This window comes from Pseudarthrobacter sp. NCCP-2145 (assembly GCF_023708005.1).
GTDB lineage: Bacteria > Actinomycetota > Actinomycetes > Actinomycetales > Micrococcaceae > Arthrobacter > Arthrobacter oxydans.
In genome coordinates this window covers 55,185-76,089 of sequence record NZ_BRCG01000025.1, presented here as the reverse complement: position 1 = coordinate 76,089, position 20,905 = coordinate 55,185, and the positions used below count along the sequence as shown (strand labels likewise).

The following is a 20,905-nucleotide window of genomic DNA, read 5'->3' as shown; positions in this document are numbered from 1 at the left end:
CGGCGTCAACCGTGACAGACACCTCCATGATCCGCCCCGGCATGCGCCCACCGCCACAGACGAAACCCCCGAGGCACGCACAACCTTCTCCCACCACGGCGCGACAGCAGCGCTGGACCGCTAGTCATTGGGGCTGCCGTTAGGGGATGACATTAGGGGGCGGATAGGGGGAAATCCCGGCGACATTCCGACCTTGCAGGAATACTCTGGCGCCGGGGGGTTTCCGCAGTTCCTGCCTCCCGCAAGGAGGCTCCCTATCCGGCCCGTCAAGGGCGCCAAACCGGAGTATCCAATGAAGACAAAGTTTCCGATCGTCGCATGTATCGCTGTTGCGGCGATGGTTGTTCCCGCCGGCCCCGCACTGGCCGGTTCCGACCCCGAGCATTCGACGCCGCGCACTCTGGCGGAGGGGCTGGTGGGGCCCCTGAGCCTCACTGTTACTTACGACGAAGAGACCGTCCTGGTCACCCAGAATTTCGCCGGACTGCTCAGCCGCGTCAACGACGACGGAAGCACCACTGCCCTCTACCAGGGGAAAGAGGGGTGGGACGTTGGAGGCGTGGAAACCCGGCACGGAACGCGGTACTTCGTGGAGAGCGCAGGCGCCGGAGGAGGTGATCCGGCCGCTCTCCAGGGCTGGCTGAAGGCCATCGACCCACAGGGTGATATCGATGATCTGGCCGACCTCGCCGGCTACGAACGGGAAAAGAACCCGGACGGCGCCCAGCACTACGGCTTTGGACCCGAGGTTACGGACGCATGCCTGGCAGAGTGGCCCGCCTTCCCGCCCGCCCGGTACCAGGGCGGCCTCGACTCGCATCCCTACGGCGTTGCCATACAGGGTGATACAGCGTACATCGCGGACGCGGGCGCAAACGCCATCCTGGAAGTGGACCTGGACTCGGGTGACGTTTCCACGCTGGCAGTCCTGCCGCCCCAGCCAGCAGTGATCCCCGCCGGGACCAGGATCCCCGTGGATATGGAGGGGACCACCGTAGAGGTTCCTGCGTGCGTGGTGGGCCACGAATACGCCTTTGAACCGGTCCCGACGGATCTGGAATTCGGCCCGGACGGCCGGCTGTATGTCACCACCCTTCCCGGCGGACCGGAGGATCCTTCCCTGGGAGCCCGGGGGGCCATCTTCCGCGTGAACCCTTCCACCGGCAGCACGAAGGTGTGGGCGGAGGACCTACTGAGCCCCACGGGCCTGGCCATCGCTGACGACGGCGACGTGTACGTTGCATCGATGTTCGGCAACGAAATCATTGAGATCGATGATTCGGCCAGCCACAGGAAGCAGTTCCTCGCGATCGACGGCCCGGCTGCAGTGGAAATCCGCGGTAACTCGCTCTATGCCACAGCCGGCTTCAGTTTCGCTGATCCCACTCAAGGCAAGGTCATCAAAATAGGCCTGTAACGGGGAAAGGAACAGTCACCGGTACAGCAGAAGGCCCGGACCGCATGGGCGGTCCGGGCCTTCTGCCGTGCTGACGGTTTACTTGTGGCCGTCTTCGTCGAGTTCCCCGTCGTCGCTGAGGTCAAGGTCCTCTTCGTCGAAGTCGTCCTCGTCGATGTCCACCTCTGCTGCAGCGTCGCTCTTGTAGGGGTCGGCGTCGCCGGCGTGCTGTGCCTTGGCGGCAAGGGCGGCCACCTCGGCGTCACGCTTCTTAGCCTCCCGCAGCAGTTCCTCGAGGTTGGAGGCAACCACGGGAATCTGGTCGGCCACGAATTCGAGGCTGGGAGTCAGGCGGACGGTAATGTTCCGGCCCACCTCCTGCCGAAGCACCCCCTTGGCCTTCTCCAGTCCCTTGGCGGCATCGGCCTGCACGGCCTGGTCGCCAAAAACGGTGTAGTAGACAGTGGCATGCTGCAGATCATTGGTCACCCGGGCATCGGTAACAGTAATGCCCTCCAGCCGGGGATCCTTAACCTTCCGGCCCAGGGCCTCAGCAACAACAACTTTAATCCGCTGCGCCAACTTGGCAGCACGTGCCGGATCAGCCATGAACAACTCCTAAAAAATTTGGAACGTACGACGGCGTGTTGCAGCTGACGTACCCACGTTCGATTGATGCCACGCACTCTAGGCGGGCCTAAGACGGACCCACGTTGGGATTTTTTCCGGCGGCCTGGGAGTGGCATCGGGCCTGCCGAAGCTGGGTGGCCGACGTCGTAAGACGTTGGCCACCCAGCGAAGGGGCGGGGCCGCCGGAAAAATCCCAACGACCCCGCACCCTTTAAGGCTGGAACAGCCTAGACGCGCGGCTTCTCACGCATCTCGAAGGTCTCGATGATGTCGCCTTCGTTAATGTCGTTGTACGAGCCAAGGCCGATACCACACTCGAAGTCCGTGCGGACCTCGGTGGCGTCGTCCTTGAAGCGCTTGAGCGTCTCAACGGTGAGGTTGTCACCGATGATCTTGCCGTCGCGGCTGATGCGTGCCTTCGAATTGCGTCGGATAACACCCGAGCGGACGATCGAGCCGGCGATGTTTCCGAACTTGGAGGAGCGGAAGACTTCGCGGACCTCGGCGGTGCCCAGCTGGACTTCTTCGTATTCCGGCTTGAGCATGCCCTTGAGCGCCATCTCGATGTCATCGATTGCCGAGTAGATGACGGAGTAGAAGCGCATGTCCACGCCTTCGCGGTCTGCCAGTTCGGCAACGCGCTCGGCAGGCTTGACGTTGAAGCCGATGATGACGGCGCTGTCCACTGTTGCCAGGTTGACGTCGTTCTGCGTGATGGCACCAACACCGCGGTGGATGACGCGCAGCTGCACGCCTTCGCCGACGTCGATCTTGAGCAGGGCGTCTTCGAGGGCTTCCACGGCACCGGACACGTCACCCTTGAGGATGAGGTTGAGGGTGTCGATCTTGCCGTCGGCCACTGCCTGGTCGAAGTCTTCCAGGCTGATGCGCTTGCGGCGCTTCGCCAGGGCGGCGTTGCGGTCGGCTGCTTCACGCTTCTCGGCGATCTGGCGGGCGGTGCGCTCGTCAGCGGTCACGAAGAAGGTGTCGCCTGCACGCGGCACGTTGGACAGACCCAGCACCTGCACGGGGCGGGACGGGCCGGCCTCGGTCAGGGCGCTGCCGTCGTCGTCGAACATTGCGCGGACGCGGCCGTGGGCCGTGCCTGCAACGATGGTGTCGCCGACGCGCAAGGTACCGGACTGAACCAGGACGGTGGCAACCGCACCGCGGCCCTTGTCCAGGTTGGCTTCGATCGCGATACCGCGGGCGTCCTTGTTCGGGTTGGCGCGCATGTCCAGGGCAGCGTCCGCGGTGAGCAGGACGGCCTCGAGCAGCTCGTCGATGTTGAGGTTCTGGCGGGCAGAGACCTCCACGAACATGGTGTCGCCACCGTACTCTTCCGGAACCAGGCCGTACTCGGTCAGCTGGCCGCGGACCTTGTCCGGGTTGGCGCCTTCCTTGTCGATCTTGTTCACGGCCACCACGATCGGCACGTTGGCCGCCTGTGCGTGGTTGAGGGCTTCAACGGTCTGCGGCATGACGCCGTCGTCCGCTGCAACCACCAGGATGGCGATGTCGGTGACCTTCGCACCACGGGCACGCATGGCGGTGAACGCCTCGTGGCCGGGGGTGTCGATGAAGGTGATCTTGCGGTCGTCGCCTTCGTGGTTGTGCGTGACCTGGTAGGCACCGATGTGCTGGGTGATGCCGCCGTGCTCGCCGGCCATGACGTCGGACTTGCGGATGGCATCGAGCAGGCGGGTTTTACCGTGGTCCACGTGGCCCATGACGGTGACAACCGGAGGACGGGCCTCAAGTTCTTCGTCGCCTTCGGCTTCGAGTTCGGCATCGAAGTCGATGTCGAACCCGGAGAGCAGCTCGCGCTCCTCGTCTTCCGGGGACACAACCTGGAGCTTGTAGCCAAGCTCCTCGCCCAGCAGGGCAAAGGTCTCTTCATCCAGCGACTGCGTGGCCGTGGCCATTTCACCGAGGTGGAAGAGGACGGTCACCAGCGCGGCGGGGTTTGCCTCGATCTTGTCGGCGAAGTCCGTGATGGACGAGCCGCGGCGCAGCCGGATCACAGTGTTGCCGTCGCCGCGGGGTACGCTCACGCCACCCAGCGACGGGGCACTCATCTGCTCAAGTTCCTGGCGCTTTGCACGCTTCGACTTGCGCTGCTTGCCACGTCCGGCGCCGCCCTTGCCGAAGGCACCCTGGGTGCCGCCGCGGCCGCGGCCGCCCTTGCCGAAGCCACCGCCGGCGGGAGCGCCGCCGCCGCCACCGGGACCGCCGGTTCCGGGAGCGCCACCGGGGCGTCCGGGACCACGGCCACCGGCACCGGGACGGCCTGCACCAGCGGGTGCGGGACGTTCAGTGCGGTTGGGCATCATGCCGGGAGTAGGACGGTTCCCGCCGGCGCCACCGGGGCGCGGTGCACCCGGGCGGGGGCCACCGGCACCTGCTGCGGGACGGGGACCGCCCGCACCTGCTGCGGGGCGCGGACCACCGGGACGGGGGCCGCCGGCACCTGCTGCGGGACGCGGACCACCGGGACGGTCGCCGTCGGTGCGGCTTCCACCCGGACGGGGCATGCCCTGTGAGGTGGCAAACGGGTTGTTGCCGGGACGGGGAGCACGCTCGCCGTCGCCGCCGCGGCCGCGGGGCATGCCCTGGGACGTGGCGAAGGGGTTGTTGCCCGGGCGGGGACCGCCGGGACGGGGAGCCGAGCCGCCCTGCCCCGAGCCGCCGGAACGGGCAGGTGCAGCGGGGGTTTCAGCCTTGGGTGCCGGGCGTGCGCCGGGCTTCGCTCCGGTGGACGGAGCGGGTGCAGCCGGAGCTGCGGGGGCGCTGGCAGCGGGGGCTGCCGGAGCAGCCGCCTGTGCCGGTGCAGCCGGAGCGGCGGGCGCGGGAGCCTCAGCCTTGGGGGCCGGAGCCTTCGGAGCTGCCGGACCGGGTGCCGGTGTTGAGGGACGCGCCTCTGCCGTCGGAGCGGCTGCCTTGGGGGCGGCTGCCGGTGCGGCAGCCTTGGGGGCGGCGTCGGGGAAGGCGTTGCGCAGTTTGCGCACAACGGGGGCCTCAATGGTTGAAGAGGCAGAGCGAACGAATTCGCCCAGTTCCTGCAGTTTTGTCACTGCATCTTTGGAAGTAATACCGAGCTCTTTGGCGAGCTCATGTACGCGGACCTTGGCCACATTTCTCCTGTCTCGGTCCGCACCGAGCCAGGCACGAACCGTCTACTTCTTACTGCGGGCCCAAGCCGCAAATGCTGCAGAAGGGCCCATTGCAGAGCGCAACAAAGTTGTCATCGTTGCGCACTCATCGCTGGGAACTCATCGGGTTTCCATCAGTTTTCTGACCCGCTTTCAGGTTGGACGATTGGTGTTGCAGTTGCCGGAACGCGTGCAACGCTCGGACCTGACGTGATCCGGCGTTCGACGGCGGCGGTACCGGTCGCTCCCCGCAGGGCACGTCCGAATGCTCGCCGCTTCAACGCCAGAGCCAGGCACGATTCGCTGGGATGCAGCCATGCACCCCGGCCAGCCATCCGGCGTCGTTCATCCACCAGGACAGCGTTTGATCCGCTGCCTTCGGCGACGAGCCGGAGTAACTCATTCCGCGCACCCTTCTTCCGGCATCCGATGCAGGTACGCTCCGGCTGATTCCCGCTTGCTACTGGCACGGTCATCTTCCTGACGTTCATATCTGCTGGCCTCGGACGGCCTTCCTCCGGTGTGAACGGAATGGGGCACGCCCAGGGCGCACGGCTGCCGGCCGTTAGGCGCGGTCTTTACTATTCTAGCCCCTCCCGGCCTGTCTGCCCGAAACTGCGCGTGCGATTCGAGGACGGGAGGGCGTCGAAATCTGTTCAGTTATCGCGGGCAGCCGCGGCGTCGGACACGATGTCGATCCGCCATCCGGTCAGCTTGGCCGCCAGCCGGGCGTTCTGGCCCTCTTTGCCGATGGCCAGGGACAGCTGGTAGTCCGGGACCACCACGCGCGCCGAACGCGTGGCTTCATCCGTGATGGTGACCGAATTCACGCGCGACGGCGAAAGGGCGCTGGCGATGAAGGTAGCCGGATTCTCGCTGAAGTCGACGATGTCGATCTTTTCGTCGTTCAGTTCGGTCATCACGGCGCGGACCCGGGATCCCATTTCGCCGATGCAGGCACCCTTGGCGTTGATGCCGGGAACGTTTGCCTTGACGGCAATCTTGGTGCGGTGGCCGGCTTCGCGGGCCAGGGCAACGATCTCGACCGAGCGGTCCGCAATTTCGGGCACTTCGAGTTCGAAGAGCTTGCGGACGAGGCCCGGGTGGGACCGGGACAGGGTGACGGACGGGCCCTTGGAGCCGCGGTGGACGTCGATAACCAACGCACGCAGCCGGTTGCCGTGGATGTACTTTTCCCCGGGAACCTGCTCCGGCGGCGGCAGCAGCGCCTCCACGGAACCCAGGTTGACCTGGATCATGTGCGGGTTGTTGCCCTGCTGGATGGTGCCGGAGACCAGTTCGCCCTCACGGCCTTTGAACTCGCCCAGGACGTTGTCGTCCTCAACGTCGCGCAGGCGCTGCAGGATGATCTGGCGTGCGGTGCTGGCAGCGATCCGGCCGAAGCCTTCGGGAGTGTGCTCGAACTCGCCGATGGGGGCGCCGTCGTCGTCAATCTCCACAGCCCAGATGGTCACATGGCCGCTCTTGCGGTCCAGCTCGGCACGGGCCTTTTCGAAGGCGCCGGGCGACTTGTGGTACGCCACCAGGAGCGCCTGCTCAATGGTGGGGATCAGGAGGTCCAGCGGGATTTCACGCTCACGCTCCAGAAGTCTCAGTGCGCTCATGTCAATATCCATCAGGCCTCCTCAGAAGGTCCATTGTGTCCAGGTTCCAGACCATCCCCATTGAGGTGGCTGAATTCGATCTCGACTTTTCCGTTGCGGATCCTGTCGAAAGGAAGTTTTATGGGGTCGCCCTGTTTGGGCTTCATGCCCTTTTTCACGGCGATCTCCGGCACGATGGTGACTCCGTCACCGTCCACCGACGTGATCCGGCCCATGACGTTCTCGCCCTGGACAACGTTGATCCTGGCCATGCGGCCCTTGGCCCGGTGCCAGTGCCGCGGTTCCGTCAGCGGGCGCCCGACGCCGGGAGAGGACACCTCAAGGTCATAGGGCCGGCCGTCGTCTCCGGGATCGTTGTCCAGGACGTCGGAGAGGATTTTTGAGATGTCGGCGATGACGTCAAGGCTGACGCCGCCGGTTTCCTCCTGCGGAAGGTCCACCACGACGTGGACTACCCGGTGGGAACCGGCCACGATGGCCACGTCTTCCAGGTAAAGGCGGTTGGCCTGGACCGCGGGTTCAAGGAGTGCGCGGAGCCGGTCAGCTTCCGGGTTGTGTGCGGGGGCGGCTTCAGCCTTACCCGTTCCGGTTTGGTCTGATGAAGCCGTGGCTTCTGCGTTGCTCACGATGCCGCGCCGCCTCCCTTATAGATGATGTTGTGTGTACTAGCGTAGCTATTTTACCGGTCCGGTGGGGCGGGGATCCCCCGGCGTCGTGACACCATGGTCTGTTGTGAAAGAAGACGATCCGGAAAACCGCCCAAAGCTGCGCTATTTCCGGTACGCCGTTATTTCCTTCACAGCCCTGGTTGTGCTCAGCCTGGGCTTCTCGCTGATTCCCGCTGATCCGCCGGCGCCCGCGGATCCCCCGTTCTCCGAGCAGGCCAGGGCGGCCGCCCTGCAGGATTCGCTGGATCTGCGTGCTGCGGCCGGGCGGCTTTCAGCCAGCGCGGCAGCAGGCGGCGGCGCAGGCCCGGCCGCCGCGGACAAGACTGTGACATTGCTGACCCTGCAGGCCCGCGCCCTCCTTTCGCCGGCAGATCCTTCCGCCGCGGAGGATGACCCGGCGTCTGCCACTACGCTGCCGTCCGGCCAGTCCGGTCCGGCCGCCGGGGCGGCAACGACGGCGGAGCCCACGCTCGCAGGGCTGGCTTCCGCGCTCTCGGCCAGTGGTGTCCAGCGCCTGACCGATGCGGCAACGGCCGACGGCGGGATGGCACGGCTGCTGGCCGGTGCCGGCACCGCCCAGCTGCTCGCGGCGGAGGACCTTGCCGCCGCCGCGGGCGTCCCCGCGGAAACGCTTCCCCATGCCGGTGCGGCAGTTTCTCCGGCCGCGGGCGCGCCGGCGAGCGATTCTACGGCGTCAGCCTGTCCGTCAATCCTTCCGGCACCCGCTGCCGCAGGGCAGGAACCATCTGCCGCGGGCATGTCTGCTGTACTGGGCAGTGCGTTGTCCGCAGCTGTGGCGGCCGAGCAGCAGGGCCTCTACGCCTACCAGGCTGCACTCCCCCGCCTTGGCGCTGGCGATGCTCCGGCAGCGGAGGCCTTCCTGGGGCAGCACCGGGAACTCGCTGCCCAGGCCGCGGCGCACACCCGTGCCGCCTGCAGCGCCCCGCCCGCGCAGCCGCCGGGCTTCGTGCTGGACCCGGGCTTCCTCGCGAACCCCCGCGACGGACTGGCCCGCCTGGAAGTTGCGTCGCTGTCCGCCTACGGGGATGTCATTGCGCAGGCCGACGGCGGGCTGCGGAGCTGGGCGATCGCCGCCCTGCAGTCCGCCGCACGGCGCGCTGCCCACTGGGACGGCGGTGTAGGGCCGGTTCCCGGCCTCCCGCTCGACGAGGACCGGCTTCCGGAGCTTCCGGCCAGCCCTGCTCCCGCATCCACCGGAACGTGAACTCCCGTGGGCCATGGCGGCGGCCTGCCGAGGGGGTGGCCCCGGCGGGGTTCTGATGGTTTGCTGAAGGCATGGATGCACAGGACCCGTCCCAGCCTGCGGGCACGGACGCCGCGAGCCCCGAACTCCGCCGCCATATGGAGACTGAACCGCATGGAACAGACATCGCCCAACGGCTGAACTGGCTCCGGGCGGGTGTCCTGGGCGCAAACGACGGCATTGTCTCGGTCGCGGCGATCGTGGTGGGTGTGGCAGGAGCTACTTCCGAAACGGGTCCCATCCTCGCCGCCGGCGCCGCCGGGCTGGTGGGCGGAGCGGTGTCCATGGCACTCGGCGAGTACGTCTCCGTGAGCAGCCAAAGCGACAGCCAGCGGGCCCTGATCGAGAAGGAACGCCGGGAGCTGGCCGAGGAACCGGAAGAGGAACTCGCCGAACTCACCGCCATCTACCAGGCCAAGGGCCTCAGCCCGGAAACGGCCGGGAAGGTCGCTGAGGAGCTCACAGCCCACGACGCCCTGGCGGCGCACCTTTCCGCCGAACTCAACATCGACGAGACGGACATCGTGAGTCCGTGGCACGCAGCCTTCGCCTCGGCCGTGGCTTTTGTCATCGGCGCCATACTGCCGATGCTGGCGATCCTTCTCCCCCCGCCCGGGATCCGGGTTCCCCTGACCTTCGCCGCTGTCCTGGTGGCACTGGCGCTGACAGGGACGCTGGGTGCCTGGATTGGCGGCGGGTCGAAAACCCGGGCAGCAGTCCGGGTGGTGGTGGGCGGCGCCCTGGCACTCGCTGCCACCTTCAGCATTGGCACCATGCTCGGCGCCACGGGTGTCGTGTAGGGAACCTGCCGTCCGCTGATGCGTGCAGGCCACACGGCAGGGCCCGATGCACCTAGGCTGGGACTGATGAGCCAGCCAACGGCAGTACCAGTCCCGCCGGACCTTTCCGTGCGCTACGCCCGCACCGCCGCCGGACGGGAGTGGCTCGCTTCCCTGCCCGGCGTCACTGCGGGCCTGCTGGAGCGGTGGCGGCTCGTGCCGGACCTCGCCCCTGGCTCACTGCCGTGGAACGGCCACGGCGCGGTAGTGGTACCGGTACGCCGGGAGGACGGCCGGCCCGCAGCCCTCAAGATCGCCTTCCCGCACGAGGAAGCGCGCGTTGAGCGGCATGCGCTGGCGTTATGGGGCGGGCACGGCGCCGTCGCACTGCTGGCGGCCGACGCCGGCACCTGTTCCATGCTCCTCGAAAGGCTGGACGCAGTGCGCTCCCTGGCTAGCGTCCCCATGGCTGACGCCGCGGCCGTGTGGGGCGGGCTTGTGCGGCAGTTGAGCCTTGTTCCGGACGACCGGCCGCAGTGGCGGGAATTCGAGCACATTGCCGCTCGCGCCGAACAGTGGAGCGACGACCTCCCCGCGGACTGGGAACAGCTCGGCCGCCCCTTTCCACGGTGGCTGCTGGAAGCGGCGCTTGAGGTGTGCCAGACGCGGGGCGCGGTGGGGCGCCGCTCGGGGCGGGACGTCCTGGTCCACACGGACCTGCACTTCCTCAACATCCTGGCCAGGCCGGATGGTGAGGCAACGGCTGGGAGGCCAATGGCTGAAGCCTTCGCCGCCATCGATCCGCAGCCCATGGTCGGCGAAGCGGAGTTCGGCCTGGCGCCGCTGTTGTGGAACCGGCTGCAGGAGCTGCCGCTGAACCAGCCTGAATCCGGCCTGCGGCAGCGCTGCGCGGACTTCAGCGCCGCTGCCGGGCTTGACCCTGACGCCGCGCGGGAGTGGGCCCTTGCCAGGGAGGTGGCAAACGCGCTGGGGTACGTCGGGCAGCCAGGCCACCGCGGCGACCTGGCGCGGTCACTCTGGGTTGCCAGCACCCTCGCCGGCCGCACCCTGGAGGGACTGCCGCCTGCCCATGCACTGCCGGAGCCCGGCCAGATGCCCGGCACGTAATACCCAACCGGGCACGGCTTTCTCCTGCACACCGGGCGGTGGGCACTATGCAGCGGTCAGCCGCCGCGCACGGCGGAGAACGCGGCTTTGACCGCGTCCACGGCAGTCCGGACCTCGTCTTCCGAGGTATGCCAGTTGCTGACCGAGACGCGCAGGATGTCCCGGTCCCGCCAGCGGGAGCCGGACATCCACACCCTGCCATCGGCGATGATCCGCGCGGTCACTGCGCGGGTGGTCGCGTCGTCGCCGAATGCCAGGCACACCTGGGTATAGCCGACGTCGTTCAGTACCTCCACGCCCTCTTCCCCGGCGAGGCCTGCTGCGATGTCCGCGGCAGCCGCAGCCAGCCCCCGCACCTGTGCTGCGACGCCGTCGCTGCCGAGGCTCTTCAGCGCCGCCCAGACGGGCACGCCGCGTGCGCGCCGCGACAGTTCGGGGACCTTCTCGAACGGATCGCCGGGCCCTTCGGCGTCGTGCACCAGGTAACTGGCGTGCAGGCCCATGGCCGAACGGAGGGCTGAAGCGTCCCTGACGATGGCTATGCCGCAGTCGTAAGGCACGTTGAGCGTCTTGTGGGCATCGGTGCCCCACGAATCAGCCTCCTCGTAACCGCGGGTCAGGCTCCGCAGCTCGGGCGCTGCCGCTGCCCACAGGCCGAACGCGCCGTCGATGTGCACCCATGCGCCATGCTTCCGGGCAACACGGATCGCTTCGGGGAAGGGATCAAAGGCGCCCGAATGGAGGTTTCCCGCCTGCAGGCAGACCAATGCGGGGCCCGACCCTTCAGCCAGTAGCGCGTCCAAAGCTCCCGGGATCAACCGTCCCTGGCTGTCGGCATCCACTACCGCGGGCTTGCCCAGGCCCAGGTAGCGGAGGCCGAGGTCCACGGTGTCATGCCGTTCCCGCCCCACCAGACAGCGGATCCGCGGAGCGCCAAACAGCCCGTCGCGGTCCAGGTCCCAGCCGGCGTCCGCAAGCAACCGCCACCGTGCGGCGGCCATGCCCGTGAAGTTGGCCATGGTGGCACCGGTAACAAAGCCCACGTCGGCACCGGACGGGAGCCCCAGCAACTCCAGGAGCCAGTGGCCTGCGCTCTCCTCGATCGCTGCCATGGCCGGGGTGGCATACCGGAGCCCGGCGTTCTGGTCCCAGGCGCTGACCAGCCAGTCCGAAGCGAGGGCGGCAGGCAGGGTCCCGCCGATCACCCAGCCGAAGAACCGGCCGGAGGGCATGGCCATCAGACCCGGTTCCGCCGTCCTTGCCAGGAGGTCCACCACATCCTCGGCGGGCATGCCGCCCCGGGGCATCGGCCCGCCGAAGGAATCCGTGAGGTCGTGGGCTGCCGCCGCCGGTCCCACCCGCCGGCCGGGAAGGCTTCGCAGCCAGGCGGTGGAGTGCCGTACCGCCGCCGCCAGGGCACGGACGTAGTCGTCGTCGCCGTGTGACATACCTGCATGCTACGCCCCACTGCCAGCGCCCACGAGGCCCTGGTGACGGGCAATATCAGGCGAAGTTTTCCTGCCAGACGTCGTAGCCGAGCTTAATGATCAATGCCGACACCACCAGCAGGAAGACCACCCTGACGAACCGGCTCCCTTGCTTCACGGCCGTCCTGGCGCCCAGGTAACCGCCGGCCATGTTCGCCGCCCCCAGCAGCAGGCCCACGCCCCACAGGATGGACCCGTGGGGCAGGAAAAACAGCAGTGCCCCCGCGTTGGTGGCCATGTTGACGATTTTTGCCTTGGCGCTGGCCTCAAGGAAGGCATACCCCATGGCCGAGACCAGCGCGATGACCAGGAAAGAGCCCGTCCCCGGCCCGATGAGGCCGTCGTAGAAACCTATGACGGCTCCGATCAGGCAGGCCACCACATAGTGCTTGTGGCCATCGTGGCGCAGCGCGGTGATGCCGCCGACGTCCGGTTTCAGGGCTGTGAAAAGCGCGACGGCGACCAGCGCCGTGACGATGATGGGCTTGAACACGCTGGCGGGCAGGTTTGCCGCCAGGACGGCACCGCCAAAGCTGCCCGCCAGGGCAATTACCGCCATGGGCAGGGCCGTCTTCAGGTCGGGCCCAACCCGCCGGTAGTAGGTGGCGGCGCTCGTGGCGGTACCGAAGATGGACCCCATTTTGTTCGTGGCCAGCGCCTGGACGGGGGTGATCCCAGGGACCAGCAGCAGGGCCGGGAGCTGGATCAGCCCGCCCCCGCCCACCACTGCGTCAACCCATCCGGCGGCAAAGCCGGCCAGCACGATCAAAAGGAGAGTTGCCAGCCCGAGGGATTCGAGTCCGAACTCCACCGTTGCGTCAGTTGGTGCGGACAGCGTTGACTACGTAGTCAACAGCCTTGTCCACCGCCACGTTCTCGGCGTCGCCGCTGCGGCGGTCCTTGATCTCCACAACGCCGTCCACCAGGCCGCGTCCGACAGCCAGGATGGTGGGAACGCCCACCAGTTCCGCGTCCCCGAACTTGACCCCGGGCGATACCTTGGGCCGGTCGTCGAGGAGGACGTCGAGCCCCGCTGCCTCAAGTTCGGCTGCGAGCCGCTCTGCGGTTGCGAAGATCTCCTCGCCCTTGCCCACCGCGACGACATGGACATCGGCCGGGGCAACAGCCCGCGGCCAGACGAGTCCCCTGGCGTCGTGGTTCGACTCGGCCAGTGCTGCAACGGCCCGGGTGACACCGACACCGTAGGAGCCCATGGTGACGGTGACCTGCTTGCCGTTCTGGTCCAGGACCTTCAGTTCCAGGGCTTCTGCGTACTTGCGGCCGAGCTGGAAGATGTGCCCCATCTCGATGCCGCGGGCAGTCTCCAGCGGGCCGGAACCGTCCGGGGCGGGGTCGCCTTCGCGGACGTCGGTGCACTCGATGACGCCGTCCCACGTGAAGTCGCGTCCGGCCACCAGGCCGTAGACGTGCTTGCCGGCCTCGTTGGCGCCGGTGATCCAGGAGGTGCCGCGGACCACGCGGGGGTCCACCAGGTACAGGAGCTTCGTTGCGCTTTCGGCGCCCAGCAGGGGCTCGTCAAGTGACAGGCCGGGACCAAGGTATCCCTTGACGATGAGCGGCTGCTTCTTGAGGTCGTCGTCGTTGGCCGCTTCCAGGCCGATCTCCCCGCCGATGGGCAGGAACGAGCCGATGTTTGCCTCAACGCGCTTCAGGTCCACGCCGCGGTCGCCCGGTACGCCGATGACTACCAGCTGGCGCTCTCCGGTGGGCAGGGTGACGGCGAGCACCACGTTCTTCAGCGTGTCGGCGGCAGTCCACGCGCCGCCGTCGGCCTCGCTGCGGTGCGCGATCTGGTTGGAGGCGGCCACCAGCGTGTCGATGGTGGGCGTGTCCGGGGTGTCGCGGACTTCGGCGGCGGGGGCCGCGCTGAAGTCGATGTCCGCCGGGACAACCGTGGTGACGGCCTCAACGTTGGCTGCGTAGCCGCCTGCGGAGCGCACGAACGTGTCCTCGCCGATGTCCGTCGGGTGCAGGAATTCCTCGCTCTTGGACCCGCCCATGGCACCGGCCGTCGCGGTAACGGGAATGACCTCCAGGCCCAGGCGCTCGAAGATGCGCAGGTAGGCACCGCGGTGGGCGGCGTAGCTGGCGTCCAGGCCGGCGTCGTCAACGTCGAACGAGTAGGAGTCCTTCATGATGAACTCGCGTCCGCGCAGGAGGCCCGCCCGGGGACGGGCCTCGTCACGGTACTTGTTCTGGATCTGGTAGAGGCTCAGCGGGAGGTCCTTGTAGGACGAGTACAGGTCCTTGACCAGCAGGGTGAACATTTCCTCGTGGGTGGGGGCCAGCAGGTAGTCGGCACCCTTGCGGTCCTGGAGCCGGAACAGTCCCTCGCCGTACTCGGTCCAGCGGTTGGTGGCCTCATACGGTTCGCGGGGCAGGAGGGCCGGGAAATGGACTTCCTGCGCCCCAATGCCGGCCATCTCCTCCCGGATGATGGCTTCCACTTTGCGGAGCACGCTCAATCCCAGCGGCAGCCAGGTGTAGATGCCCGGGGCGGCGCGGCGGATGTAGCCTGCGCGGACCAGGAGCCGGTGGCTTGCCACTTCGGCGTCGACGGGATCTTCACGCAGGGTGCGCAGGAACAGCTGGGACAGTCTTGTAACCACGGGTGGGTATCCGTTTCTGGGGAGGTGCTGGAGCAACAGCAGGCCGGGCATTTCGTCTGGGTACTAATCTACCGGCTTGCGGGGGCCTTTCCGGCGGCCCGGTTGTGAGGGGCGCCGCCCGGCAGACAAAACACCCTGGAACGCAGTTGAGCCACGCCCGGACATGCAAAGCCCCTGGCCCCCCAAGAGGCTGGTCATCGCATCCGGGCGTGGCTCGACGCCGTTATCGCCCAAGTACTGGTGAGGACTGGTGAGACCGCCCACGCCACTCCAGCGCAGCTAGATCGAACCTATGTGATGCAGCGCACGATGACAAGTGCTTCCCATTTTCCTGCCATCAACGGACACCTCAATCGCCTAGAAGAGCACGGTCGCGAAGGTCCCCACCTGGTTGAAGCCCACCCGCTCGTAGGTTGCCCGCGCCCGGGTGTTGAAGCCGTTGACGTAGAGGCTGGTGACGGGCGCGATCTTCCGTGCCTGCTCCACCACCGAAGCCATGTACCCGGCGCTCAGGCCCTGGCCCCGGTACACCGGGTTCATCCAGACACCCTGGATCTGCGTGACCTCGGAGGTGACGGCACCGAGCTCGGCCTTGAACACCACCTCGCGGGCTTCGTTCAGGTGCACCAGGGAGTGGCCCTGCCGGATCAGCCCTTCCACGCGGCGGCTGTAGAATTCCCTGCCGCCCAGGAAGGGTGAATACCCCACTTCCTCTTCGAACATGGCGGCGCAGGCCGGCAGGATGCGGTCGAAGTCCGCCAGGTTTCCACGCCCCAGCCCCGGGTTCGGCTCCACGGAGGGCGGCTCCGTGATGGTCATCAACGGCTGGTCTGGGCGGACTTCGTGCGCACGGTGTCCCAGTTCAACAAGCTCCGCGTGCAGCGCGAGCACTGCGGTGGCCGGCCCGAAGGCGGATGCGTAGCGGCGTCCGGACCTGTTCGCGGCGGCAGCCACCACTCCGGCCAGGGTGGGATCAAGCTGGACCGGCACCAGGTTGGCTCCGGCCCAGCACGCACCGGCCAGGATGCCGTCGTCGAACACGCCCAGGACACCGGCACCGCCGCTGGTGGGAGCGGCGGTGCCGGCTGCGCGCAGGTGCGCGAGGATGAACACGTTGGAGACCGGATCACGCTGCGCCAGGAGTACCAGGGCAGCAGTGTCGTCCCCGTCAAGGGTGCGGACGGAAATCCCCGGCGGGTCGGGGACGTCCTTACGAGACGCTAACCACGGGGCTACCCTTGACAGCATCTTCGCCATCGGCCTCCCCCATCTCTTCCGCGATACGCATGGCCTCTTCGATCAGTGTCTCAACAATCTGGCTCTCGGGGACAGTCTTGATGACCTCGCCCTTCACAAAGATCTGGCCCTTGCCGTTGCCCGAGGCAACACCGAGGTCGGCTTCGCGGGCTTCACCGGGTCCGTTCACCACGCAGCCCATGACGGCTACGCGCAGCGGAATCTCCATTCCCTCGAGCCCGGCAGTGACCTGCTCGGCCAGCGTGTACACGTCCACCTGGGCACGGCCGCAGGAGGGGCAGGAGACGATTTCGAGCTTGCGGGGACGCAGGTTGAGGGACTGCAGGATCTGGTTTCCCACCTTGATTTCCTCTACCGGCGGGGCCGAGAGGGATACCCGGATGGTGTCGCCGATGCCCTTGGACAGGAGCGCGCCGAAGGCCGTGGCCGACTTGATGGTGCCCTGGAACGCCGGGCCGGCCTCGGTGACGCCAAGGTGCAGGGGCCAGTCGCCCTTTTCCGCCAGCATCTCGTAGGCCGCCACCATGATGACGGGGTCGTTGTGCTTGACCGAGATCTTGAAGTCGTGGAAACCATGCTCCTCGAAGAGGGACGCTTCCCAGACAGCAGATTCCACGAGGGCTTCGGGGGTGGCCTTGCCGTATTTCTTGAGGATGCCCGGTTCCAGGGATCCGGCGTTCACGCCAATGCGGATGGACGTCCCGTGGTCGCGGGCGGCAGCTGCGATTTCCTTGACCTGGTCATCGAACTTGCGGATGTTGCCCGGGTTGACGCGCACTGCCGCGCAGCCGGCCTCGATCGCCGCGAAGACGTACTTGGGCTGGAAGTGGATGTCCGCAATCACCGGGATCTGCGACTTCCGGGCAATGATGGGCAGTGCCTCGGCATCGTCAGCGGAAGGGCAGGCGACGCGAACGATGTCGCAGCCGGACGCTGTCAGTTCCGCAATCTGCTGCAGGGTGGCGTTGATGTCCGTGGTGGGGGTGGTGGTCATGGACTGCACGCTGATGGGCGAGTCAGATCCCACGCCCACGGAACCGACTTTGATCTGCCGGGTCTTGCGGCGGGGGGCAAGGACGGGTGGCGGTGCTGAGGGCATTCCCAGGCTGACCGAGGTCACGTGGACTCCTAGAGATTGAAAAAGGGAGGCGGCTTAGGCGGTGAGGCCGGCGAGCACGCCGATGATGGGTGACCACTCCGTGATGCGTGTCCCGGCGATGACTCCGGCAGCGGCGAAGGGATCCTGCTTAAGGATCGAGTTGAGGGCGGCCTCGTCTGCTGTCTTGAAGATCAGGAGCGCTCCCGCGCCGTCACCGTAAGGACCGCTGGCAAGGACTGCTCCATCCTCCGCCAGGCCCGCGAGCCATTCGCGGTGCGCTGGCCGGGCCTCGTTGCGGGCTTCTGTAGAATCGGCGGCATAAACGTACTCAACGGCAAAAACTGTCATACCGCTACCCTATCTCCCTGCCTGGCTTCGCACCCATCCGGAGTGTGGACTCGCCTGGCCGGAGGGGCGGTGCGGCAACGGAACAGGGTGCCCTGGCTCAGGCAAGGAAGAGGACCTTGATGGCTGCGGCTGTTCCTGCCGCCCACAGCATGGACGTGAGCGTTCCAATAATGAACCGTTCAGCCGCCACCGGTGTTTCCTTGAGCTCCGCGAACCGGCCCAGGCCCTTGATGGCCACGATGTAGGCGATGGCCACCGGCTGGCCGGTAAGGATGGCAAGGCACACCCCCAGCCGCTCGAGGATGCCGATGATGGCACCGCCCCGAAGGATCCGCTGGGTGGGAGCGGCCGGTCCGGAGCCGGCAGAACCCGACGGCGGCGCATCGGCGGCTGCGGTCAGCTCGCCATCGACACCCTGGGACCCTCCGGCTGGCGGCAGGTCAACCGTCACATCCGCGGACGGATCCTCGGCGGCCCTTGTGGCATCCTCCGCAGCCTTGGCTGCGTCTGCCCTGTCATCGATGGTCCTTGCCAACCGGAACACCAGTGCGGTGACTGGCCACCCGGCGAATCCGGCAACGAGCAGCGCAACCGTAATCCAGAGTGCGTTCACTGGTTTCCTTCCGTTGAAGTGCGGGCGGCCAGGGAGTGGGCGTAGTCCAGCAGCATGGCGGCTGCCGGCCTCGCCGCCCATTCTTCCTGCCACCCGGACCGCAGCACGGCACGGCTCACCGACTGTTCGGTTATTCCCAACTCCCGGGAAACCTGCTTCTGGCTGCCATGCCTGGCTTCACCCTGGATGGCCCGCAGCCGGTCCACCACCCGCCACTGAGCCTGGGTGCGCTGCTGCACCAGGCGTCCGATCAGGCGGAGCACCGCCTGGGCATTGGCGCTGGCCATGGCGTCCTCCCCGGCGTGGGCTTGAAGATCCTTGCTGCGGACCATGGTGCCGGACACCACTGACAACGGAACCTGGCCGGCGGCGCCCTTGGCGAGTTCCACGGCTTTGCGGGCCGCCACGAAGCCGCTGCCGGAGCCCTCGCGCGGGCTGGCACCGGGTGCCAGCCCCACCGCCCCGATTCCTATGCCCACATACCAGTGCCCGTCGCGGAGCGCGTGCAGTGCCACATCCACCACATCGGCAGCCTGTTCCACCACTCCCTGGAGTTCATCGCCGACTGAACGCTCGAAGGGCACGGGCGTAAGGTTCCGCAAGGCGGCGATCAGTTCCGGGACGCGGTCGATATCGGAGGTGCTGCCCTGCTGGTCGATGGTGAGGACGTACATGCCCTAACCGTACGCAGGTGAGTATCGCTAATCAAACATATCTGGCTGATTATTTAATATCAGTCGAAATAGGCTGATTTTTGCCAGTCACCCTGCAGGAGGCAACTCCCGCCCCTTCCGGGTACCACGCCAGGCAATCCCACCGGCGGCCACGGCCAGCAGCGCAGCTCCGGCGCTTTGGGTGGGCAGGCTGCTCCCCGTTGTTGCCAGCCCCATGACCACCCCGAGGGCATAAAACACGACGGCGCCGGCCACCCACAGTGCTCCTGCCCACCGCGGGAGCATGCGTGAACGCCAGGCCGCGACGCCGAGCAGGACAGTCCCGGCAAAAGCAAGCAGGAGCCCGGCCATAAACGCCGCCGACATCGATCCTGGGAACTCAAGCTGCATGACATCCTGGTTTCCCGCCAGGTAAGCCCTGCCCACTGCCGGAGTCACGAAGGTGGAAATAACTGCAGGCACCAACAGCAGCGTGGTACCGGCAACCGCCATGACCATTGCCGCCAGCGCCAGGCGTCCTGACCGGCTGCCCGCCAGAAAACAGCCCAGCGCAAAGAGCCCGAAGACCGCCAGGAGGGTGCCTCCCGTACTGCCGACGAGATGGCTGACCTGGTAGGAGTCCGAACTGACGAACCGGGCCCAGGCTACGGGGTCAATCTCCTGGTCCGGCTGGGGCTCCAGGGAAGACCATGCGGTGAGAAGCCAGGATGCAGGCAGCACCCACAGTCCCGCGCGGATCCAGCGGCCGGTGTCCTGCGGATTCATGTGGGCGCCCTTCCTGAAGTGGCTGCACGGCGTCCCTCCGGATGGAGGACCCAGTGTCAGCCGAAGAGGTTCACCGGCTTCACGATGTCGGCGTAGATGAGGAGGGCGCTCATGCCCATCAGCAGGGCGGCCACCACGTAGGTCACAGGCAGCAGCTTGGCGATGTCGAACGCGCCCGGGTCGGGTTTGCCAAACAGCTTGGCCACCTGGCGCCGCGCCCCCTCGTACAGGGCACCGGCAACGTGGCCGCCGTCGAGGGGCAGCAGCGGTATCAGGTTGAAGACAGCGAGTGCGAAGTTCAGGCCCGCCAGCAGCCCGATCAGTGCGGCCAGCCGGGACTGCACCGGGATTTCTTCCATGGCGGCCACTTCCCCGGCGACGCGTCCTACGCCCACCACGCTGATGGGGCCGTTGGGGTCGCGGGGTTCCTCGCTGAAGGCAGCCTTTGCCACACCCACCACGCGGGCCGGCAGGTTGAACACTACGCCTGCCACCTGGCGGATGTTCTCCCCCGCCATGGGCAGGACGGACGACGCCGGCTGGGCCACAAGTTCGGTCTGGGAGCCGATGCCGAGGAAGCCGACGTCCTGGTAGCGGAGGGTGCCGGCGTCGTCCGTTTCCTGGCGGCCGTCCGCCCCGATGACGGGCCGGGCCGACAGCACCGGGGTCACCGTGGTGGACACCTGGGCGCCGTCCCGCTCAACGGTAATGCCCACCTCGCGCCCTGCGGAGGCCCGGATCCATTCCGTCAGCTGGTCCCAGCCGGTCACGGCTTTGCCGTCGAAGGAGGTGATCCTGTCGTTGGGCCTGAGGCCGGCCGCGGCAGCGGGCGTGGGCTGGCAATCCGCCGAATCCGGGTCCACGGTCTCCCCAGCCGCCACCTGGCATTTGGACACCTCGGAGATGGTGGTGGTGGCTGTGGCCACGCCAAAGCCCATGAGCAGGACAGCGGTGAGGAGCACGCCGAGGACCATGTTCATGGCCGGACCGCCCAGCATCACGATGACCTTCTTCCAGACCGGCAGCCGGTAGAACACCCGCTTCCCGTCACCCGGCCCCACTTCCTCGTGGGCCATGGACCGGGCTTCGGTGGCCAGGGTCTGGAACATGCCGGTGCTGGAGGGGCGGACGGAGCCGTCGTCCTTGTTGGGCGGGTACATGCCGATCATGGACACGAAGCCACCCAGCGGGATGGCCTTCACACCGTATTCGGTTTCACCCTTCCGCCTGGACCAGAGGGTGGGGCCGAAGCCGATCATGTATTTGGTGACGCGGACCTTGAACAGCTTGGCGGGCACCAGGTGCCCCACTTCGTGCAGCGCAATGGACACGGCAATGCCGATCGCCACAAAGACGACGCCGAGGACAAAAAGGAGGACGGGGGTCATTG

General features: G+C 67.1%; 19 protein-coding genes. 4 read left to right on the top strand and 15 right to left on the bottom strand.

The genetic code is table 11. The features are described 5' to 3' along the window. Window positions 1–292: 292 nt before the first annotated feature. The gene (locus tag NFU08_RS18285) at window positions 293–1,417 is read left to right on the top strand and encodes a ScyD/ScyE family protein (RefSeq protein ID WP_174178792.1); all 1,125 of its coding nucleotides are present in this window, start codon (window positions 293–295) and stop codon (window positions 1,415–1,417) included. Window positions 1,418–1,495: 78 nt separating this feature from the next. On the opposite strand, the gene rbfA is transcribed toward NFU08_RS18285, so the two are convergent. From rbfA to rimP, 5 genes are all read right to left on the bottom strand, one after another. Further along, the gene (gene rbfA, locus NFU08_RS18280) at window positions 1,496–2,005 is read right to left on the bottom strand and encodes a 30S ribosome-binding factor RbfA (RefSeq protein WP_174178794.1); all 510 of its coding nucleotides are present in this window, start codon (window positions 2,003–2,005) and stop codon (window positions 1,496–1,498) included. 248 nt (window positions 2,006–2,253) lie between these two features. After that, the gene (gene infB, locus NFU08_RS18275) at window positions 2,254–5,160 is read right to left on the bottom strand and encodes a translation initiation factor IF-2 (protein ID WP_251425142.1); all 2,907 of its coding nucleotides are present in this window, start codon (window positions 5,158–5,160) and stop codon (window positions 2,254–2,256) included. 152 nt (window positions 5,161–5,312) lie between these two features. Beyond that, window positions 5,313–5,654 (bottom strand): YlxR family protein, encoded by a 342-nt coding sequence (locus tag NFU08_RS18270; RefSeq protein ID WP_246256272.1) that lies wholly within the window; start codon window positions 5,652–5,654, stop codon window positions 5,313–5,315. A gap of 180 nt (window positions 5,655–5,834) precedes the next feature. Continuing rightward, window positions 5,835–6,815, bottom strand: coding sequence for a transcription termination factor NusA (nusA, locus tag NFU08_RS18265; RefSeq protein ID WP_066274794.1), 981 nt, complete (start codon window positions 6,813–6,815; stop codon window positions 5,835–5,837). Beyond that, window positions 6,815–7,429, bottom strand: coding sequence for a ribosome maturation factor RimP (gene rimP / locus NFU08_RS18260; RefSeq protein ID WP_174178800.1), 615 nt, complete (start codon window positions 7,427–7,429; stop codon window positions 6,815–6,817). Before rimP ends, nusA begins: the two co-directional genes overlap by 1 nt. 106 nt (window positions 7,430–7,535) lie before the next feature. On the opposite strand from rimP, the gene NFU08_RS18255 reads away from it, so the two are divergent. The 3 genes from NFU08_RS18255 to NFU08_RS18245 all read left to right on the top strand — a co-directional run bounded on the left by NFU08_RS18255 (window position 7,536) and on the right by NFU08_RS18245 (window position 10,642). Further along, window positions 7,536–8,696 carry a DUF4439 domain-containing protein gene (locus NFU08_RS18255; RefSeq protein WP_251425139.1) on the top strand — a complete coding sequence of 387 codons (1,161 nt, stop codon included), beginning with the start codon at window positions 7,536–7,538 and terminating at the stop codon, window positions 8,694–8,696. A 137-nt stretch (window positions 8,697–8,833) separates the two neighbouring features. Continuing rightward, a complete protein-coding gene (locus tag NFU08_RS18250) occupies window positions 8,834–9,535 on the top strand; it encodes a VIT1/CCC1 transporter family protein (protein ID WP_174178911.1) in 702 nt (233 codons plus the stop codon). A gap of 66 nt (window positions 9,536–9,601) precedes the next feature. Beyond that, window positions 9,602–10,642: an aminoglycoside phosphotransferase family protein gene (locus NFU08_RS18245; protein WP_174178802.1), complete on the top strand. Its 1,041-nt coding sequence runs from the start codon at window positions 9,602–9,604 to the stop codon at window positions 10,640–10,642. A 56-nt stretch (window positions 10,643–10,698) separates the two neighbouring features. Here the strand turns inward: NFU08_RS18245 and NFU08_RS18240 are convergent, their stop codons facing one another. The 10 genes from NFU08_RS18240 to NFU08_RS18195 form a co-directional block, all read right to left on the bottom strand. Beyond that, window positions 10,699–12,090, bottom strand: coding sequence for a pyridoxal-dependent decarboxylase (locus tag NFU08_RS18240; protein ID WP_174178804.1), 1,392 nt, complete (start codon window positions 12,088–12,090; stop codon window positions 10,699–10,701). A 55-nt stretch (window positions 12,091–12,145) separates the two neighbouring features. Then, window positions 12,146–12,940 (bottom strand): TSUP family transporter, encoded by a 795-nt coding sequence (locus tag NFU08_RS18235; RefSeq protein WP_174178806.1) that lies wholly within the window; start codon window positions 12,938–12,940, stop codon window positions 12,146–12,148. 7 nt (window positions 12,941–12,947) lie between these two features. Continuing rightward, on the bottom strand, window positions 12,948–14,759 hold the full coding sequence (locus NFU08_RS18230; RefSeq protein WP_174178808.1) for a proline--tRNA ligase: 1,812 nt from the start codon (window positions 14,757–14,759) through the stop codon (window positions 12,948–12,950). 357 nt (window positions 14,760–15,116) lie between these two features. Then, window positions 15,117–16,007: a DUF4081 domain-containing GNAT family N-acetyltransferase gene (locus NFU08_RS18225; RefSeq protein ID WP_174178914.1), complete on the bottom strand. Its 891-nt coding sequence runs from the start codon at window positions 16,005–16,007 to the stop codon at window positions 15,117–15,119. Beyond that, the gene (gene ispG / locus NFU08_RS18220) at window positions 15,970–17,136 is read right to left on the bottom strand and encodes a flavodoxin-dependent (E)-4-hydroxy-3-methylbut-2-enyl-diphosphate synthase (protein WP_066274770.1); all 1,167 of its coding nucleotides are present in this window, start codon (window positions 17,134–17,136) and stop codon (window positions 15,970–15,972) included. The genes NFU08_RS18225 and ispG overlap by 38 nt, the downstream gene beginning before the upstream one ends. A 33-nt stretch (window positions 17,137–17,169) precedes the next feature. Next, window positions 17,170–17,463 (bottom strand): YciI family protein, encoded by a 294-nt coding sequence (locus NFU08_RS18215; protein WP_174178810.1) that lies wholly within the window; start codon window positions 17,461–17,463, stop codon window positions 17,170–17,172. 97 nt (window positions 17,464–17,560) lie between these two features. Further along, window positions 17,561–18,076 carry a hypothetical protein gene (locus NFU08_RS18210; protein ID WP_174178812.1) on the bottom strand — a complete coding sequence of 172 codons (516 nt, stop codon included), beginning with the start codon at window positions 18,074–18,076 and terminating at the stop codon, window positions 17,561–17,563. Then, a complete protein-coding gene (locus NFU08_RS18205; protein ID WP_174178814.1) occupies window positions 18,073–18,750 on the bottom strand; it encodes a MarR family transcriptional regulator in 678 nt (225 codons plus the stop codon). The genes NFU08_RS18210 and NFU08_RS18205 overlap by 4 nt, the downstream gene beginning before the upstream one ends. A gap of 87 nt (window positions 18,751–18,837) precedes the next feature. Next, a complete protein-coding gene (locus NFU08_RS18200; protein ID WP_251425135.1) occupies window positions 18,838–19,515 on the bottom strand; it encodes a DUF4386 family protein in 678 nt (225 codons plus the stop codon). A 56-nt stretch (window positions 19,516–19,571) separates the two neighbouring features. Then, window positions 19,572–20,903, bottom strand: a complete 1,332-nt coding sequence (locus NFU08_RS18195) for an RIP metalloprotease (RefSeq protein ID WP_174178818.1) — start codon at window positions 20,901–20,903, stop codon at window positions 19,572–19,574. Window positions 20,904–20,905: the final 2 nt, after the last annotated feature.

Bases quoted from the DNA above. Each gene is read 5' to 3' on its own strand.
- NFU08_RS18200 (WP_251425135.1), bottom strand. From the start codon at position 19,515: ATGAATCCGCAGGACACCGGCCGCTGGATCCGCGCGGGACTGTGGGTG.
- NFU08_RS18285 (WP_174178792.1), top strand. From the start codon at position 293: ATGAAGACAAAGTTTCCGATCGTCGCATGTATCGCTGTTGCGGCGATG.
- NFU08_RS18215 (WP_174178810.1), bottom strand. From the start codon at position 17,463: ATGACAGTTTTTGCCGTTGAGTACGTTTATGCCGCCGATTCTACAGAA.
- NFU08_RS18245 (WP_174178802.1), top strand. From the start codon at position 9,602: ATGAGCCAGCCAACGGCAGTACCAGTCCCGCCGGACCTTTCCGTGCGC.
- nusA (WP_066274794.1), bottom strand. From the start codon at position 6,815: ATGGATATTGACATGAGCGCACTGAGACTTCTGGAGCGTGAGCGTGAA.
- NFU08_RS18205 (WP_174178814.1), bottom strand. From the start codon at position 18,750: ATGTACGTCCTCACCATCGACCAGCAGGGCAGCACCTCCGATATCGAC.
- NFU08_RS18250 (WP_174178911.1), top strand. From the start codon at position 8,834: ATGGAGACTGAACCGCATGGAACAGACATCGCCCAACGGCTGAACTGG.
- NFU08_RS18225 (WP_174178914.1), bottom strand. From the start codon at position 16,007: ATGCTGTCAAGGGTAGCCCCGTGGTTAGCGTCTCGTAAGGACGTCCCC.
- NFU08_RS18270 (WP_246256272.1), bottom strand. From the start codon at position 5,654: ATGACCGTGCCAGTAGCAAGCGGGAATCAGCCGGAGCGTACCTGCATC.
- rbfA (WP_174178794.1), bottom strand. From the start codon at position 2,005: ATGGCTGATCCGGCACGTGCTGCCAAGTTGGCGCAGCGGATTAAAGTT.
- NFU08_RS18195 (WP_174178818.1), bottom strand. From the start codon at position 20,903: ATGACCCCCGTCCTCCTTTTTGTCCTCGGCGTCGTCTTTGTGGCGATC.
- NFU08_RS18240 (WP_174178804.1), bottom strand. From the start codon at position 12,090: ATGTCACACGGCGACGACGACTACGTCCGTGCCCTGGCGGCGGCGGTA.